General features: G+C 65.7%; 14 protein-coding genes. 10 read left to right on the top strand and 4 right to left on the bottom strand.

Features of this window, described 5'->3' with window-relative positions:
- Positions 1-51: 51 nt before the first annotated feature.
- Positions 52-735: an SDR family NAD(P)-dependent oxidoreductase gene (locus AC3CCE_RS26510; RefSeq protein WP_023668581.1), complete on the bottom strand. Its 684-nt coding sequence runs from the start codon at positions 733-735 to the stop codon at positions 52-54.
- A 213-nt stretch (positions 736-948) separates the two neighbouring features.
- Between AC3CCE_RS26510 and AC3CCE_RS26505 the strand changes: the two genes are divergently transcribed.
- Complete coding sequence (locus tag AC3CCE_RS26505) at positions 949-2,064, top strand: anhydro-N-acetylmuramic acid kinase (RefSeq protein WP_023709949.1); 1,116 nt, start codon at positions 949-951, stop codon at positions 2,062-2,064.
- Here the strand turns inward: AC3CCE_RS26505 and AC3CCE_RS26500 are convergent.
- Positions 2,061-2,480 carry a GNAT family N-acetyltransferase gene (locus AC3CCE_RS26500; protein WP_352625575.1) on the bottom strand — a complete coding sequence of 140 codons (420 nt, stop codon included), beginning with the start codon at positions 2,478-2,480 and terminating at the stop codon, positions 2,061-2,063. The genes AC3CCE_RS26505 and AC3CCE_RS26500 overlap by 4 nt on opposite strands.
- 60 nt (positions 2,481-2,540) lie before the next feature.
- A complete protein-coding gene (locus AC3CCE_RS26495) occupies positions 2,541-3,719 on the bottom strand; it encodes an MFS transporter (protein WP_023726345.1) in 1,179 nt (392 codons plus the stop codon).
- Between the two features lie 48 nt (positions 3,720-3,767).
- Here AC3CCE_RS26495 and AC3CCE_RS26490 point away from each other — a divergent pair, with 48 nt between their 5' ends.
- From AC3CCE_RS26490 to AC3CCE_RS26465, 6 genes are all read left to right on the top strand, one after another.
- Positions 3,768-4,307: an Lrp/AsnC family transcriptional regulator gene (locus AC3CCE_RS26490; protein WP_023687041.1), complete on the top strand. Its 540-nt coding sequence runs from the start codon at positions 3,768-3,770 to the stop codon at positions 4,305-4,307.
- Positions 4,308-4,405: 98 nt separating this feature from the next.
- Positions 4,406-5,809, top strand: coding sequence for an SWIM zinc finger family protein (locus tag AC3CCE_RS26485; protein WP_352625573.1), 1,404 nt, complete (start codon positions 4,406-4,408; stop codon positions 5,807-5,809).
- Between the two features lie 245 nt (positions 5,810-6,054).
- Positions 6,055-7,239: a DUF5691 domain-containing protein gene (locus tag AC3CCE_RS26480; RefSeq protein WP_488377225.1), complete on the top strand. Its 1,185-nt coding sequence runs from the start codon at positions 6,055-6,057 to the stop codon at positions 7,237-7,239.
- Between the two features lie 19 nt (positions 7,240-7,258).
- A complete protein-coding gene (locus AC3CCE_RS26475; protein ID WP_023701533.1) occupies positions 7,259-8,338 on the top strand; it encodes an ATP-binding protein in 1,080 nt (359 codons plus the stop codon).
- A 4-nt stretch (positions 8,339-8,342) separates the two neighbouring features.
- Complete coding sequence (locus tag AC3CCE_RS26470; RefSeq protein WP_352625569.1) at positions 8,343-10,595, top strand: DUF5682 family protein; 2,253 nt, start codon at positions 8,343-8,345, stop codon at positions 10,593-10,595.
- Between the two features lie 2 nt (positions 10,596-10,597).
- Positions 10,598-11,833: a VWA domain-containing protein gene (locus tag AC3CCE_RS26465; RefSeq protein WP_352625567.1), complete on the top strand. Its 1,236-nt coding sequence runs from the start codon at positions 10,598-10,600 to the stop codon at positions 11,831-11,833.
- Here the strand turns inward: AC3CCE_RS26465 and tssH are convergent, their stop codons facing one another.
- The gene (gene tssH, locus AC3CCE_RS26460) at positions 11,834-14,605 is read right to left on the bottom strand and encodes a type VI secretion system ATPase TssH (protein ID WP_352625565.1); all 2,772 of its coding nucleotides are present in this window, start codon (positions 14,603-14,605) and stop codon (positions 11,834-11,836) included.
- Between the two features lie 324 nt (positions 14,606-14,929).
- Between tssH and tssA the strand changes: the two genes are divergently transcribed.
- From tssA to tssC, 3 genes are read left to right on the top strand one after another with little or no spacing between them, the layout of a single operon-like run.
- Positions 14,930-16,108: a type VI secretion system protein TssA gene (gene tssA, locus AC3CCE_RS26455; RefSeq protein WP_023708140.1), complete on the top strand. Its 1,179-nt coding sequence runs from the start codon at positions 14,930-14,932 to the stop codon at positions 16,106-16,108.
- A gap of 6 nt (positions 16,109-16,114) precedes the next feature.
- Positions 16,115-16,651: a type VI secretion system contractile sheath small subunit gene (gene tssB, locus AC3CCE_RS26450; RefSeq protein ID WP_023673718.1), complete on the top strand. Its 537-nt coding sequence runs from the start codon at positions 16,115-16,117 to the stop codon at positions 16,649-16,651.
- 3 nt (positions 16,652-16,654) lie between these two features.
- A complete protein-coding gene (gene tssC / locus AC3CCE_RS26445) occupies positions 16,655-18,160 on the top strand; it encodes a type VI secretion system contractile sheath large subunit (RefSeq protein ID WP_023682611.1) in 1,506 nt (501 codons plus the stop codon).
- Positions 18,161-18,168 lie beyond the last annotated feature (8 nt).

Below are 18,168 nucleotides of genomic sequence, written 5' to 3'. Positions count from 1 at the left end.
GAATATTCTCTCAAAGATTTCGCAATTGCGAGAACGGTCACGCCGGACCGGTCAGAATGTCTCGACAAAGGGCCGCAGCTCGACCTCGAAGCTCCAGGCGCTGCGATGCTGGCGATGGGTCGCGAGATAGGTCTGCGCGATCGCATCGGGCGACAGCTGGCTGTCCGGTCGCTCGGGCTTCGTCCCGACCGGCTCGATCTGGCCGTCGATAATGAAATGGGCGACATGGATGTTCTTCGGGAAGAGTTCGCGCGCCATCGACTGAGCCAGACCGCGCAGGCCGAATTTTGGCATGGCAAAGCCGGCGGAGTTGGGAAAGCCCTTGATGCTGGCGGAAGCGCCGGTGAAAAGAATCGAACCGGAGCCGCGCGCAAGCAGCCGCCGCGCCGCTTGCTGGCCGACCAGGAAGCCGCCATAGGCGCCGACAAGCAAGGCTTGTTTGACCGCATCGGGATCGACCTCGGCGATCGGGCCGCGCGTGCGGCCGCTGGCATTGAAGACGGCAAGGGCCAGCGGGCCTTGCTTGTCGGCGGCGTCAAACAGGCCGGCGACGGAGGCCGGATCGGCGACGTCGGTTTCGACGGCCAGCGCGCCGGTTTCCCCGACCAGCGCCGCGAGTTTGGCCGTGTTGCGGGCGGCCAGCACCACACGATAGCCTTCCGTGGTGAGAAGGCGTGCCAAAGAGGCGCTCAGGCCCGCACCCGCGCCGGCGATCACTGCGACTTCGGATGCCATGTCGTTTCTCCTTGGCGATGACGTGTTCGTCTCATAGCTGGCGTCTTGAGCGGCGAGACGCAAGAACGGCGTTGCTCGATTTTCGCTGTTCGGTGAAAAACCCTGCCGGCAGGTTCGGAGCAATCGACCGCGGCCAGGGTCTTGCCTGGCGAGACAATCCGTCCGACAGGTGATTGCGTTGGAATCGCAAACGGTGTCGCAAGGGAGTCGACCGTGGAACCAATCTGGGCCGTCGGCCTGATGACCGGCACCGTGCTTGACGGCAATATCGACGTGGCGCTGATCAAGACCGATGGCGAGCGGATCGCCGATTTCGGCACCTATACGCTGGCCCCCTACCCCGCAGCGATCCGTGCCTTGCTGGAGGAGACGCTGCGTCAGGCCCGGGTGTGGAATTTCGACGGGCCGGAGCCGGCGATCTTTGCCGAAGCCGAGGAGGCGCTGACGCGGGCGCAGTCGGCGGCGGTGAAGGACCTTGTCGAAAGCTACGGCCTGACCATGGGCGATATCGGCGTGGTCGGTTTTCACGGCCAAACCGTGCTGCATCGTGCCCCGCAACCCGGGCGGCGCGGCGATACGCGCCAGTTGGGCGATGGCGCGCTGATGCATTCCATTTTGGGCGCCAAGGTCGCCTATGATTTCCGCTCGGACGATGTGCGCGCTGGCGGCCAGGGCGCACCACTGGCGGCTGCCTACCACGCGGCGCTTTTGAGGGAAGCCGACGCCAGCGGGGACACCGCTGTGCTCAATCTCGGCGGTGTCGGCAACGTCACTTGGTGGGACGGCAAGGACAACATCGTCGCCTTCGACACTGGCCCGGCCAACGCGCCGCTCAACGATTTCATCAAGGCAAACGGCCTCGGCGAGATGGACCGCGACGGCGCACTGGGCGCGGCCGGCACCGTCGATGAAGTGCGGCTGGCCAAATTGCTCCAGCATCCGTATCTGACCAAGCCCTATCCGAAATCGCTCGACCGTTTCGACTTCGGCGCCGCCATGGCCGACGGCCTCGGCGCAGAGGATGGGGCGGCGACGCTGACGGCCTTCACCGTCTCAGCCGTCGGCAAGGCGCTCGATTTGTTGCCGCGCCGGCCGAAGCGGCTGGCGGTCAGTGGCGGCGGCCGCCGCAACCCGACGATGATGGCGATGCTGGCGAGGCGCGCCAACGTCGAGGTGGTGCAGGCCGAGACACTGGGCTGGAAAGGCGATGCGGTGGAGGCCGAATGCTTTGCCTTCCTTGCCGTGCGCGTGCTGCGCGGCCTGCCGATCAGCTTTCCCAGCACCACCGGCGTGCCGCGGCCGATGCAAGGCGGGCGGCTGGCAGGTTAGAGCTTCTTCTGCAGGAAGATGCGGCTGCGGCCGATGGGAAAATCCAGCAGTGTGCCGAAGCGCCGGTATCCCTGACGCTCGTAGACCTTTGCTGCAACGGGATTGAACGTGTCGATCCAGGCGTTTTGGCAGCCGCGCTTGACCGCTTCCTCCTCGGCAGCGTCCAGCATGTCGCCGGCCATATGCCGGCCGCGCAGGCGTTCGTCGACCCACAGCCATTGCACATAGAGCCAGCCCCAGGCGGTGTATCCCGAAATGCCGGCGACGACAGCGCCGTGCTCGTCACGAACGAAGACCGCGATCGGCTTGCGGCCGGAGGGGCCGACATCGCCGTCATTGAACGCCGTCAGCCGCTCGGCCAGGAAGGCGAGGTCGTCTGACGAGGGGTCGGCAGTGGTTTCAAGCGTCGTCTTCATCCGGGCGGGGCTCGCATGGCAAGCCAAGCTCTAGCGAAGGACGGGATGAGGACGCAAGCTTTACGGCTTGATGGGCGGAGGCGACCGCCATGACCCCGCTGCTGCCGCAACCAGCATCAGCACGGCGGCGACGATCGCGCAGATGGCAAAGCCGAACGATGAATAAAGCGGCCCGAAGCTGGTGGTGCCGATGAAGACGGCGAGGTAGGTGACCGAACTGTTCAGGCCCATGATGGTGCCACGGCGCGACGGATCGAGCGCGGTAAGGCGCATCACCAGCACGTTCAGGCCGAAATGATTGGCAAGGCCCCATATGGCGATCATAGCCAGGATCAGCACGAAATTGCTGCTTGCGAGCGCGATGGCGACATAGACGACGGCGACCAGCAGATAGGCGAAGGGCATGACGCGCCGCGCGCCGATGCGGTCGATGACGCCGTCGAGGAAGGCCGCGGCGCCGAAGCCGGCGCCATAGGCGAGCGCGGCCAGCGCATTGGCGCTGACGGGCTCGCCCAGATCCTGGTGCAGATGATCGCCGAGATAGCCGTACACGCCGTAAAAAGCGGTCATGAAGGCGGTGCAGGCGATGAGCAGCGGCACGATCCCCGGAATGGCCAGCGCAACGAACGGCGACGGCGCCGGGCCGCTCTTCCTGACGTCGCTGAGCGAGGTCATCGACAAGGCAGCAAGCGCAATGGCGGAAAGCACCGCGACGGCGGCGAAGACGGCGCGCCAGTGCACGAGATCGGCAAGCACGGCCGACAGCGACACGCCGGCCACCATGGAGACCGTCCAGCCGGTCAGCACGACGCCGATCGTGCCGCTTTCGCGGCCGGGCGGCGCAATTGCCGCTGCACTGGCATAGATGGCCGGCATGGCGACGCCGGCGGCGATGCCGGCGACGGCCTGGGCCGCGACCAGCATGATCACCGTCGGCGCCAGCGCGCTGGCGAGAAGCCCGACCGCCAGCAACAGCAGAGCGCCCTGCAGCATGCGGCGGGCGCCGACGCCGTCGATATAGCGGGCGAGGAACAAAGCGCTGGCGGAAGTGCCGAGACCGAAGGCAGCCGACGCGGCCATCACCGCCGGCACGCTGGTGCCGAAGGATGCGGCGACTGCCGGAGCAATTGGACCCAGGACCAGCGAGTTCGAGCCGATGACGGCGATGCAGCCGGTCAGGAGGTAGGCCAGCGCCGGGATCGGCTGATGGAGCGTTGCAGCTTGATGCGCGTTCGTCATCGGGTCATAATGGCCGAACTGAATTCCGCGACAACAAGGAATTTCGATATGGACGAAGAAACAGATGGGGTTCTGCAGAACAAGGTAGCTCCCCGCGAGCTCGACGCAATCGACCGAAAAATATTAGGCGTGCTGGTCGAGGATGCGACGATCAGCTACGCCGAACTTGGCGAACGCGTCTGCCTTTCGCCGCCGGCGGCGCATGAGCGGGTCAAGCGCCTGCGGCGCAGCGGCGCCATCCGCGGCACGGCTGTGATCATCGACCCGAAGGCGGTGAAGAAGCCGCTGCTCACCTTCGTGCATATCGATACCAAGGGCTGGGGCAAGACACCGGAGCTGATGGCCGTCTCCCAATATCCTGAGGTCGAGGAAATCCATTCGGTGGCCGGCGACACCTGCATGCTTCTCAAGGTCCGCACCGAGGACACCAGGGCGCTCGAAGGCCTGCTGGCGCGTCTCTACGAAACGCCCGGCGTCACCTCGACGCGAAGCTATGTCGTGCTGTCGACCTATCTCGAGCGCCCGGTGCAGCCCGAGATCACGGCGCAATGGCCGACGCCCCGGCATATGGCCACGCCGCTGTACTGATCTGCGCTATCTTCGTCTTGCCGGGGCCACAACAATCCTTCACAAACGGCACCCTATATTGATGCCAGGCATTGATTTGGGGTGACGAGAGGCGCGGCTTGGAATTCGAACTGAAAACCATCGAGGCGCTGGCCCCCGATCAGGCGTCGCTAAGCGCCGCCTCGAAGCTCACCAAGCGCTCGAACTGGCCGCGGCTGGAGAAGAACGAGCAGCAGGCGCTGATCTGGGGCGAATGCCAGGGCTCGGGATCCAACCCCTATCGCACCGTCGTCGACACCGGCGACCACGGCTACAAATGCACCTGCCCGTCGCGAAAATTTCCCTGCAAGCACACGCTGGCGCTGATGTGGATCGCCGCCACGGCGCCGGCCAGCTTCACATCAGCCGAAACAACACCGGAATGGGTCAATGACTGGCTTGGCCGGCGCAGGAAGACTGCGCCCCCGCCGGTCGACGCAAAGGCTGGCAGGGGCGCGTCTGGCAAGAGCATTGGCGAGGCCTCGCAGGCGGAGGAAAGCACCGTCGATGACGCCGCCGCGACGGAGCGCCGCGAGACGGCGCAGCGCAAGCGGGCGGAAGATACGCGCACCGCGGTGGCAGGCGCGCTGGACGAACTCGACCAGTGGATTGCCGACCAGCTGCGGCTCGGCCTTTCCGCCTTTGCCGACGCCAGCAGCGAGCGCTGCCGCCGCATTGCCGCGCGGCTTGTCGACATGAAGGCGACGGCGCTTGCCGGACGCATCGACGAAATCCCGGCCCGGCTGATGGCGCTGCGCAGCGAGGAACGGCCGGACGCGGCGATCCGCGAACTCGGCAAGCTGGTGCTGCTGGCCAAAGCCTGGCGCTCGGCGCCCGACGATCCCGAGCTGAAGCGACTGGTGTCGGCGTCCGAAACCCGCGACCAGGTTCTGTCCAGTCCCGACGCGAAGCAGGTCGACAGCCATTGGGAGGTCGTCGGCGAGAAGATCGAGACCCGCCGCGACGGTCTCGTCAGCCATTCGACCTGGCTGCTCGATCTGAAAAGCCCGACGCCGCAGTTTGGGCTGCTGCTCGATTTCTTTCCGGCTTCGGCCGGCCGCCGCTCGGCGGCGTTCACGCCCGGTGACCGGTTCCACGCCCGCCTGGTATTCTACCCGTCGCGCCAGCCACTGCGGGCCTTGGTGGCGGAGCGCAAGGGCGACGTCGTGTCGGGCGCCTGGCCGGATTTCGGCCTCGACGCTGTCAAGGACCCGCTCGCGGCGCATGCGGCGCACCAGGACGCAGCGCCCTGGTCGACCGATAGCCCGCTGATGCTGCCTGCCGGCGCGATCCTGCTCGATGAGCGCGGCACCGCCTGGTGGCAAGCGGCGCACGACCCGCAAGGGATCGCCCTGCCTGTTAGCGGGACCGTCGATCAGACCGTGCTTGGCCTCGACCTCGCGGCCACGGCAGCGCTTTGGAACGGCGCGCGGCTCGATCTGCTGGCCGCGCAAAGCGGCTTCGGGAGGCTCGATCTGTCATGAACGAGCTCGAACTAACCGGCCTGGCGACGATGCGCGACTGCTGGATCACCGGCGGAACCGCGTTCGATCTGGCGCCAACCGCATGGAAGGAGATCGCGGGTGGCGCAAGCCCAGACGAACGGGAGCGACGTCTGCTGGCGATCGCGGCGCAGGCGCTCGATGTCGGCCTGCGGCCGTCGGCGCCGAAGACGCTGAAGCGGCGCCCGCCGCTGCCGAGGCTTGGCCTGCCGCTGCTGCCGGAGCGGTTGCGGCCGCTGTTGCGGGCGGCCCTGAAGAACGCCGCCGATGCGCGGCGCAAGTCGCGCGTCGCGACGCTCGTCGCCAGCCGCGGCTACGTGCTGCATCCGATGGACTGGATGCCGTCGGCATCAGACCAGAACAGCCCTGACATCTATGCGCCGTGGATCGACTGGCAGGCCAGCGTCGAGGGGCTGAAGATTGCCCCGCAGGAGCAGCTGACGGCGCAGAACTGGGATGACTTTTACCCCGCCGCGCGCCGTATCGCGTTGGCCGAGATGCGCCGTCGCGATCCGGCCACGGCCCGCAGCCTGATGGAAGCCAAGGCGACGGGCGAGCCGGCTGAAGTCCGGCTGGCGCTCATCGAACTCATGCATTTCAACCTGACGCCCACGGACGCGCCATTCCTGAAAAGCCTGGCCACCGACCGCTCCGGCAAGGTGCGGGAGCTGGCGGGCCGGCTGCTGGCAAGGTTGGGCGAGCATGGCCGGCCGGGCAACGACGGAGCCGACGACCCCGTTGCCGAACTCGCCGCCTTCATCACAGAAGGCAAATCCGGCTTCATCCGCCGCCGCACCACATACACGCCGGCAAAACTCAAATCGGCTGCGCAAGAAAGTCGTCGCGTCGACCTGTTCGCAAGCTGTTACCTGGTCGATCTTGCGGCGCATTTCGGCAAAACAGAGTCCGATTTCATCGGGGCATGGCAATTCGGTGCCGATGACAGAGCGGATCTGTCTCTCGTTCGGATGGTCGCCGTGTCCGGCAGCGATGCCACGGTGGCGCTGTTGGCGGATACGCTTGTCGCCGAAGGTGGCAAGTCGGCATTGTTTGTCTTCCACCTCATGTTGCGTTTGGACAGCGGCAGGAAGCGGAACCTGATCAGGCGGATCCTGAAGGACGCTCAAAATCTTGAAGCGCTCAACCTGGTCGAAGGCGCCGAAGCGAGTTGGCTTGAATGGGACGATTTGACAAATGGCAAGGCGCTGTCGGCACTGCGCACCATGGTTGCGGGAAACGACGAGCCCGCGAAGCGAAGCGCGGACCACGCCCTGGAAACGATAGGCTTTCTTGCCAGAGCGGAGACCGCTGAACGGTTGATCGGCGACATTGTTGCGGCCGGCATGCTGCCGGCGGCAGCCTCGCTCGTTTTCCTGCGCCTCAACGCGGCAATGACGGGAACCAAAACATGACAATCCGGAGAACAGCACCATGAACGCAGCCATCCGCCTCCCTGTCGAGCAGGCCTATGCCGCTGAACTGCAGGCGCTGGCGCGCAATGACGAACGCCAGAAGCCGGCCGGATGGAGCCTGTCGCCGAAGGCCGTGCTGACCTATCTGCTCGGCGGCAAGGCAAGCGACGGCACCGTGATATCGCCGAAATATGTTGGTCGCCGCCGGCTGATGGAAACCGCGGTGGCGACACTCGCTACCGACCGCGCGCTGCTGTTGCTCGGCGTTCCCGGCACCGCCAAGTCCTGGGTGTCGGAACATCTCGCCGCCGCCATCATGGGCAACTCGACGCTGATCGTGCAGTGCACGGCCGGCACCGACGAGAACCAGATCCGCTACGGCTGGAACTATGCGCAGCTTTTGGCCAAAGGGCCGAGCCAGGAGGCGCTGGTGCCGACGCCGCTCTACCGCGCCATGGAGAGCGGCAAGCTATGCCGGCTAGAGGAACTGACGCGCATGGGCTCGGACGTGCAGGACACGCTGATCACCGTGCTGTCGGAAAAGATGATGCCGATCCCGGAGCTCAACACCTCGCTCTATGCCCAGCGCGGCTTCAACATCATCGCCACCGCCAACAATCGCGACAAGGGCGTCAACGAACTGTCCTCGGCGCTCAAGCGCCGCTTCAATGTGGTGGTTCTGCCGCTGCCCGAAGACATGGCCGAAGAGGTGGCGATCGTCTCCAAGCGGGTCGACGAGATGGCCGGCGGCCTCGACCTGCCGGTGCCGAAGAATGTCGGCGAGGAGATTGCGCGCGTGCTGACCATTTTCCGCGAGCTGCGCTCGGGCGCAACCGCTGACGGCAAGGTGACGCTGAAGACGCCTTCGGGTTCATTGTCGACCGCCGAGGCGATCGCCACCATGGTCGGCGGCCTCAGCCAGGCGGCGTGGTTCGACAGCGGCAAACTCGGCGCCGAAGGCCTCGCCGCCAGCCTTGTCGGCGCCATCGTCAAGGACCCGGTGCAGGACAAGGTGGTGCTGGAGGAATATCTCGAAACGGTGCTCAAGAAGCGGCCGGACTATGCCGGCTATTACGCGGCACTGAACGCAGCGATCTGAGGTCATGAGCGACGTCGCCTATTTCGGCATCCGCCATCACGGGCCGGGCTCCGCCGACAGCCTGGTGCAGGCGCTGCGGGACTTGCAGCCGGTCGCGGTGCTGATCGAAGGGCCGAGCGACGCGTCCGCCCTGCTGCCATTGCTGGCGCGCCCGCAGATGCAGCCGCCGGTGGCGCTGCTCTGCTACCCCGAGGACGACCCGGCCGCGACAAGTTTCTGGCCGTTCGCCGAGTTCTCGCCGGAATACCAGGCGGCGGTGTGGGCGGTGGAGAACAAGGCGGCATTGCGGTTCATCGACCTGCCGTCATCGGCACGGTTCGCGGCACCGGCAACCGACGACACCGACAAAACGGCTGACGCCGACAAGCCCGAACCCAAGGACGAAACCGGTGAGGATGGCGAGCCCGCATCGCATCGCGACCCGATCGGCACGCTGGCTGCGGCCGCCGGCTATGAAGATGGCGAAAGCTGGTGGGCCGACATTATCGAGCAGAATCCGCAGCCGGGTCCAATCTTCGCTGCCATCACCGATGCGATGACGACGCTGCGCGACGGCGAAGGTGCGATCGCGCCGTTCGAGGCCAAGCGTGAAGCGCATATGCGATTGGAAATCGCCGCCGCGCGCAAGGAATTCGCCGGACCGATCGCCGTCGTCTGCGGCGCATGGCATGTGCCGGCCCTGCAGGCCGCGCACACGCAGAAGAACGACCAGGCGCTGATCAAGGGAATTGCCCGGCGCAAAAGCATCATGACATGGGCGCCATGGACCGGGCCGCGTCTTGCGCTGGGCTATGGTTATGGCGCTGGCGTCGTCGCGCCCGGCTGGTGCAAGCATCTGTGGCGCACACGAGGGCGGCGCGACGCCGCGACGCTGTGGCTGGCGACGATCGCGGCGGTGCTGCGGGCGAAGGGCCATCTGGTGTCGACCGCGTCGCTGATCGAGGCCGAGCGGCTTGCGCGCACACTGGCTGCCATTCGCGAGCGGCCGAAGCCCGGCTTCGAGGAATTGCGCGATGCCGCGATCGCGGCGCTGTTCAACGGCGAAGCGGTGCTGTGGGCGCTGGTCGAGGCCGAGCTGCTTTTGGGCGCGGATGTCGGCGAGATTCCGCCCGACACGCCGCTGGCGCCGCTGATCGAGGACCTGCAGCGCAACCAGAAGGCGGCGCGGCTGAAGCCGGAGGCGCTGGAACGCGAGCTGTCGGTCGATCTGCGCAGCGAAAGCGGACTGTTTCGTTCGACATTGCTGCACCGGCTGAACGTGCTTGGCGTGCAATGGGGCAGGCTGGCCGACGCCGGCCGCAGCCGCGGCACCTTTCGCGAAAAATGGACGCTGGCCTGGGAGCCGGAATATGCCGTGCGCCTGGTCGAGAACCTGATCTACGGCCCGACTATCGAAAAGGCCGCCAATGGCCGCCTGATCCAGATGCTCGGTGCGGCCGCGAGCCTCGACACGCTTGCCGCCCTTGTCCAGAGCGCCATTACGGCGGATCTGTCGGAGGCCGCGAGCGCCGGCCTTGTAGCGTTGGAGGCGCGCGCAGCGCACAGCAGCGAATGCCTGGAGATGCTGGCCTCGGTGCCGCCGCTTGCCGACATCATCCGTTACGGCGAGGCGCGCAAGACCGAAACCAACCGGCTGTCCGGTTTGTTGGAACGGTTGATCGTCGAAGGCGCGATCGCGCTGCCCTATGCGGTGCGCGACCTGGACGAGCAGGCCGCCACCACGCTGGTCGGTGCTGTGCGCAAGGCCGACACGGCGATCCGGCTGGTCGAGCCCGGCGAAGGCGTGCTCGATGCATGGCGCAACGGCCTAACCGGCGTGCTGCAAGGTCCGCGCTCGACGGCGCTGCTCGCCGGCTGCGCCGCGCATCTGCTCTATGAAGCCGGCCAACTCTCGGCCGAGGACGCCGCCGGGCTGCTCGGACGCAGGCTGTCGCCGGGGACGCCGGTCGCCCAGGCAGCAGGGTTCTTCGAAGGTTTTTTCAGCACTGCCGGCCAGAGGCTGATCTATGACGAGGGTCTGCGCGGCGCCGTCGATGCGTGGCTGAAATCCCTCGACGAAGACGCCTTCATCGCGCATCTGCCGTTGCTGCGCCGTGTCTTCTCCAATCTGGACTCGATGGAGCGGCGGCGGTTGATCGAGGCCGTGCTCGGCCGCACCGCAAGGTTGCCGGCCGGCCTGACGCCGGCGCCTGATGGCGGCGAGGGCTGGCGCAGGCACCTGGAGCGGGTTGGGCCATTGCTGGCGGGCGGAGTGTGACAATGGATGACCAAGCCGAAGTGCCCGAACCCGGCCCAGCATCCTCCGATAGCGGGCGCGAGCGCCGCTGGCGGCTGGCGATCGGCGCCGATGACGAGGCTTCCTCCGCCCTTTCCAGTGATGACAAAAAACTGTCTTCGGCGCTCGATGCGCTTTACGGCGACGGCGCCAATGCCGATGCCGACCCGCGCAAGCGGCGCGGCGGGCTCGGCCGCTCGGCGCCACGCGTGGCGCAATGGATGGGCGATATCCGCTCCTTCTTTCCCGCCCAGGTGGTCCAGATCGTCCAGAAGGATGCCTTTGAGCGGCTGAACCTGAAGCAGATGCTGATGGAGCCGGAATTCCTCAAGGCGATCGAGGCCGACGTCAACCTCGTCGCCGACCTGATCTCGCTGCGTTCGGTGATGCCGGCCAAGACCAAGGACATCGCCCGCACCATCATCGCCGACATCGTTGCCAAGCTGATGCAGCGGCTGGAGCAGAAGACCGCCGAGGCGATCCGTGGCGCGCTCGACAAGTCGCGACGCACCAACCGGCCGCGCCAACGCGACATCGACTGGCCGCGCACCATCTCGGCCAATCTTCGCCACTACCAGCCTGAGCACAAAACCGTCGTGCCGGAAAAACTGGTCGGCTTCATGCGCAAGCAACGCCGGCTGGTCGATCTCGACGAAGTGGTGCTGTGCGTCGACCAGTCCGGCTCGATGGCGAGCTCGGTGATCTACGCCTCGATTTTCGCCGCGGTGATGGCGTCGCTGCCGGTCGTGCGCACCAAGCTGGTCTGTTTCGACACGGCCATCGTCGACCTGACCGAAGAGCTCAGCGACCCGGTCGAGGTGCTGTTTGGCGTGCAGCTCGGCGGCGGCACCGACATCAACCAGGCGGTCGCCTATTGCGCCGACCGCATCGAGCGGCCGACCAAATCCCACTTCGTGCTGATCACCGACCTCCATGAGGGCGGCAACGGCCAGGACTTGCTGCGGCGGCTTGCGGCGCTGGTCCGGTCCGGCGTCAATGTCATCGTGCTGCTGGCGCTGACCGATCAGGGCCGGCCGGGCTATGATCCGGCGATGTCGGCTTCGGTCGCGGCACTTGGCATACCGGTCTTCGCCTGCACGCCGGACCTGTTTCCCGACATGATGGCGGCGGCGTTGCGGCGCGAGGATATCGGCGCCTGGGCAGCCGGCGCCGACATCAAGCTGATCCGCGCCGAGACGGAGCCGAGCAGTCAGGCCTGACTATTCGAACGAATAGGCAAACCCGTCAGTGGAAGCGCTGACGGTCACCTTGGTCATCTTCTCGCCGTCGAGCGACCGGTTCAGCACGCCGCGGCTGAGTTCCGGCAACAGCGTGTTGGTGAGGATGGCGTCGATCATGCGGCCACCGGACTCGATTTCGGTGCAGCGCGCCTTGACCAGCGCCATGACGCCGTCGCCGATCACCAGTTCGGCGTCGTGGCTGGCGCGCAGCCGCCGCGCGATCTTGCCGAACTGATGGCGCGTGATGGCCTCGATCATCGAATCCGAGAGCGGATAGTAAGGGATGGTCACGACGCGGCCGAGGAACGCTGCCGGAAAGACTTTCAGCAGTGGAGCGCGCAAGGCTGCATCGAGGCCGTCGAGCCCCGCCCTCACCGTGCCGTTTTGCGTCCGCTCCATGATGACTTCGGAGCCGACATTCGATGTCAGCAGGATCAGCGTGTTCTTGAAGTCGATGCGCCTTCCCTCGCTGTCATCCATCATGCCCTTGTCGAAGACCTGGAAAAAGATCTCGTGGACGTCGGGATGGGCCTTCTCGACCTCGTCGAGCAGGATCACCGAATAGGGTTTTCGGCGCACGGCCTCGGTGAGAATGCCACCCTTGCCGTAGCCGACATAGCCGGGCGGTGCGCCCTTGAGCGTCGAGACGGTGTGCGCCTCCTGGAATTCGGACATGTTGATCGAGATCAGGTTCTGCTCGCCGCCATAGAGCGTCTCGGCCAGCGCCAGGGCCGTCTCGGTCTTGCCGACTCCCGAGGGGCCGCAGAGCAGGAACACGCCGACCGGCTTTTCCGGCGCTCCGAGCCCGGCGCGGCTGGTCTGCACGCGCTTGGCAATCATCTCCATGGCGTGATCCTGGCCGACGACACGTTCGGACAGCGTGGTGGCCAGCTTGAGCGCCTTTTCGGTCTGGCTGGACAGCATCCTGCCCGTCGGGATGCCGGTCCAGTCCTGGACCACGGCAGCTATCGCATTGCGGTCGACCGACGGCAGGATCAGCGGCGTCTCGCCTTGCGCGGTGGCAAGCTCGGCCATGAGTTCACGCAGCCGCGCCAGATCGGCGACAGGATCTGACGGCGCAGCTTCGGCCCGCGCTTCGGTCTCGGACGTTTCGGCCTTGGGCGTCTCGGCCTTGGGCACCTTGGTCTTTTCTTCGTCCGGCGCTGCCGGTTCGGCATCGGCCTCAGCTGTCGCCACCGCATCGAGCGGGACGCCGTCGCCGCGCAGCCGCGCGCGCAGTTCGAGGATCTCGGCAACCAGCGCCTTTTCGCGCTCCCAGCGCTCCTCGGCGGCGGCGAGCATGGCCCCGGTCTCAGTGAGCCCGGCCTCGACCCGCGCCTGCCGGTCGGTTACTTCGATGCCGATCGCTGCCTCGCGGCCGATGATGCCGCTTTCGACCTCGAGCGCCTGGCGGCGCCGCAAAATGTCCTCGACCTCGGCCGGCGTCGCATGCTGCGAGATCGCGACCCTGGCGCAAGCGGTGTCGAGCAGGCTGACCGCCTTGTCGGGCAATTGCCGCGCCGGGATGTAGCGATGCGACAGGCCGACCGCCGCCTCGATCGCCTCGTCGAGGATCTGCACCTCGTGATGCTGTTCGAGCACGCCGGCGACACCGCGCAGCATGAGCACGGCGACCGCTTCCGACGGCTCGTCGATCTTGACCACCTGGAAACGGCGGGTCAGCGCCGGGTCCTTTTCGATGTGCTGCTTGTATTCGGCCCAGGTGGTTGCGGCGATGGTGCGCAATTCGCCGCGCGCCAGCGCCGGCTTCAAGAGATTGGCGGCGTCGCCGGTTCCCGCGGCACCACCGGCGCCGATCAGCGTGTGCGCCTCGTCGATGAACAGGATAACTGGCGTCTCGGAGGATTGGACCTCGTCGATGACCGCCTTCAGGCGCTTCTCGAACTCGCCCTTGACGCTGGCGCCGGCCTGCATCAGGCCGACGTCGAGCATGCGCACGCTGATGCCTTGCAGCGGCGGCGGCACGTCGCCCTGGGCGATGCGCAGGGCAAAGCCCTCGACCACCGCGGTCTTGCCGACACCGGCCTCGCCGGTCAGGATCGGGTTGTTCTGCCGGCGGCGCATCAGGATATCGATGATCTGCCGGATCTCCGGGTCGCGGCCGACGACCGGGTCGATCTTGCCGTCATGGGCGCGCTGGGTGAGGTCGGTGGCGTATTTGGCCAGCGCGGAGTCCCCGCCCGGAGCGCGCCGCGGCGCCTCGGCGGTGGGAGCCACTGCTGCCGTGACGCCGGCTTCGAGCGAACCGTCCACCACCTCGGCAAAGCGGGCGATGACCCCGTCGGCGTCGATCTTGTCGAATTCGCCGCTGATCTTCGCCACCAGGCCTTCCAGCACCGGCGTCTTCAGGCAGGCGAGCACGATATGGGCGCTGCGGACCTCCTCCATGCCGAATTCCAGCGTCGCCAGATTCCAGGCTTCCTGGATGGCGTGGAAAATGTGGTCGGAAAATTCCTCGATCGAGGTGGCGCCGTAGGGCAGCTTGTCGACGGCGCGGGTCATGTCGCTGGTAAGCCGGCTGGCATCGACGCCGGCATCGGCAATGATCATCTGCACATCCGAACGCTCGGACAGCACCAGTTGTTCTATGAAATGGACGAGTTCGACGTAAGGATTGCCGCGCAGCTTGGCGCTGTCGGCGGCGGCCTTGAAGGCGCGCAGGCAGACCGGATTGAGCTTGCCAACTAGTTCCTTGCGTTTGAACCCCTGCGACGACCGGCGCTGTTCCATCGAACGTGCTCCTGCAATCTGCCCGTCGACAGCCTGCCACATAAGCAGCCGCTTGACAAAGCGCTTGATGCAGCCGGCCTTTTCCCTTTGTGGAGAGTCCCGCGCCGCCAAATGCAGACAACCACGATTTTTTCTAATCCTATGCGATGCGCTTCACATACGAGGTTGGGCAGGCACGCCATGAATTGCGCCATTCGAGACGCAGTTGCACCGACATTCATTAGCGCTCGTTAACTTTTGAGCGGATGGCGAATTGTGGGAATATGCAACCGTGTGCTAACGTTGGGTCACGTACGGTTTTAGAGCCGGTCGCCGGGGGTATCTGTGATCGATCTCGCACTCTGGCTTGCTCCGCTGGACGGTGAAAATCCGTCAGGCGAAGACTTGCGCAACGATCCGGCTTTTCATGAGCTGGAGCGGCTCACGGAGCCGCAGGTCAAGGTCGTCCATGACGGGCGCAACAAGCCAGCCGCGCAATCGACCATTCCGGTCGACTGGCCTGCCGTGCTCGGCAAGGCCGAGGAGTTGCGTTCGCATGGCCGCGACCTGCGCCTGCTTGTCATTGTCGCACGGGCGCTGGCCAATGAAGAGGGGCTGGCCGGACTGGCACAGGGCCTGACCCTGATTTCAAGGACCTTCGAGACGCATTGGGAGACGATGCATCCGGCGCTGCGGGCCAGCCCCCAACCACGCGAGGCCGCCTTGCGCCGCCTCAACGCGCTGGCCGACCTGCAGAACGGCCAGGAAGGCCTGCTGGCGAACCTCAGGCAGATGGTCTTCTTCGCTCCTCGTCCCATCGGGCCGATCAGCGGACGCGATCTCGAACAGGGTGCGCTCGACGATCGCGTCATGCTTCAGGAAGCGGCGTCGGGATTGAATGCCACGGAGAAGGCAGCGCTGGTCAGCGCGCACGGACAGCTCCTGAACCGGGTGGGCAGCGGTTGTGCCGCCCATCAGGACCAGGCCGGTGAACAGATGACAGCGCTCATCGCCGGGGCGCACGCAGCGATCGAGGCGCTCGACGCGGTCGATACGGCCCTGAATGCCCGTCTTGACAGCAACGGGGCTGCCGTCCCGGACCTGAAACGATTTTTGCAGCGCGTGCTGACGACGCTGGAACGCAACACGGCGGTCGAGACCACGGAAGAGGCAGCGACGAAGGGAGCCGCCAGCCCGGCTGCTGCCGCGGCAAGCCCGGCCGCGCCGGTCAGAAACGGTCATGGAGCCGAGACGATGGCAAGCTACGCGGAGACCGGTGCGGGGCTCCCGGACAGGATTTCCTCGCGCGACGATGTGGTGAAGTGCCTCGACCTTGTGGTCGCGTTCTACGACCGCACCGAGCCGTCGAGTCCGATCCCGCATCTCGCCCGCCGGGTGCGCAGGATGGTGCACATGGATTTCGTTGAACTGATGGAAGACCTCGCCCCGTCGGGGCTCAAGGAATTCCGGCTGCTCGCCGGCGTTCCCGACGCCAAGAAGACTGCCCAGAAGGATGAAAGGTAGCAACACATGCCAGCCGAAAGCAAAGCGAAGGTCATCGAGCGAAATCGCGCCCCGCGCGTGCAGATCGCCTACGATGTCGAAACCTACGGCAGCCCGACGACGATCGAACTGCCGTTCGTCATGGGCGTGATGGCCGACCTGTCGGGCGCATCGCAGACCAGGGAAGCGTCCAAGACGGTGCTCGACCGTTCCTTTGTCGAGACCGATGCCAACCGCTTCCCCAAATTCATGGAAGCGCTGGGACCCAGGGTCAAGGCGCGGGTGAAGAACACGCTGCCGCAGGCCGAGGGACAGGAGCGCGACGAAGAACTGGCGCTCGACCTGACCTTCACCAAGATGGGCGATTTCGCCCCCGACAAGATCGCCGAACAGGTCCCGCAACTGGCCGAAATCCTCAAGATGCGGCGCCAGCTCGAGGAGCTGCTCGGCTTCATGGACGGCCGCGTCGATGCCGAAAAGCGCATCGCCCAATTGCTGAACAATCAGCCGCTGCTTGGCCAGATCGCCGCCCAGGCGCTGTCCGACGACAAGGGTGAGGAATAGATCATGGCCGAACAGCAAAAGACCGCAGCATCCGTCGCCGAGGCCGAGGCCGTCGATCTCGGCGAATTCAGCCAGCTCTTGGAGAAGGACTTCAAGGTCAAGAAGGACGACAGCGAGAAGCTGCAGCAGCTGGTTCGCAACCTGGCTCTGGCGGCGCAGTCGCGCTCCGAGACGACGACGATTTCGTCCAACTCGATCAAGTCGATCAAGTCGTTGATCGCCGGCATCGACAAGATGCTGACGACCCAGGTCAACGAAATCCTGCACGCGCCGGAAGTGCGGCAGATGGAAGGCACCTGGCGCGGCCTCTGGTACCTCATCAACAACACCGAGACGGATCAGAAGCTGAAGATCCGGGTGATGAACATTTCCAAGGAGCAGCTGGCCGATACGCTCGAAGACTATGAAGGCCAGATGTGGGACCAGAGCCCGATCTTCAAGAAGGTCTACACCGACGAGTATTCGATGCTCGGCGGCGAACCGATCGGCTGCGTCATCGGCGCCTACGAGTTCTCCAACCACCCGCGCGACGTCGGCCTGTTGCGCAACATCTCCGGCATCTGCGCCTCGGCGCACACGCCGTTCATCGCCGCCGCCTCGCCACGGCTGTTCCGCATGGACAGCTGGCAGGAACTGCCCAACCCGCAGGACCTGCAGCAGATCGTCTCCAACCCGGCCTACGCCTCGTGGCAATCGCTGCGCGAGAGCGAGGATGCGCGCTATATCGGGCTGACCATGCCGCGCGTGCTGGCGCGGCTGCCCTACGGCTCGGAGACAGTCCCGGTCAAGGGCTTCTCCTTCGAGGAGGAAGTGCAGGGCGATCACAACAAATATGTCTGGATGAACGCTGCCTTCCCGATGGGCGTCAACATCAACCGCAGCCACAAGCTCTATGGCTGGGGCACGCAGATCCGCGGCGTCGAAAATGGCGGCACTGTGCTTAACCTGCCGGTGCACTCCTTCCCGACCGATGACGGCTCGATCGCGATGAAATGCCCGACGGAAGTCGCCATCGACGACCGGCGCGAGGCGGAACTGGCCAAGCTCGGGCTGATGCCGATCCTGCATCGCAAGAACACCGATCTCGCGGCCTTTATCGGCGCCCATTCGCTGCAAGATGACGAGACGCGGGCGGGCCGCCTGGTCGACCCCGACGCCCAGTCCAATGAGCGGCTCTCCGCCAACCTGCCCTATCTGTTCCCGGTCTCGCGCTTTGCGCACTACCTCAAGGCGATTGCGCGCGACAAGGTCGGATCGTTCAAGGAACGCACCGACATGCAGATCTGGTTGACCGAATGGATCAACCGGTACGTGCTGGCCAACCCGGCCTTCGCCGACGACAAGGCACGCGCCAAGCGTCCGCTTGCCGCCGCCGAGGTGCAGGTCGACAGCGTGGAGGGCCGGCCGGGCTACTACAACGCCCGCTTCTATCTGCGCCCGCACTACCAGCTGGAGGGCATCAACGCCTCGCTCAGGCTGGTGTCGGAATTGCCGTCCGTGAAGACCTGATTGCAGCA

It is taken from the genome of Mesorhizobium sp. P160187, assembly GCF_057766425.1.
This window is presented reverse-complemented; position numbering and strand designations above follow the sequence as displayed.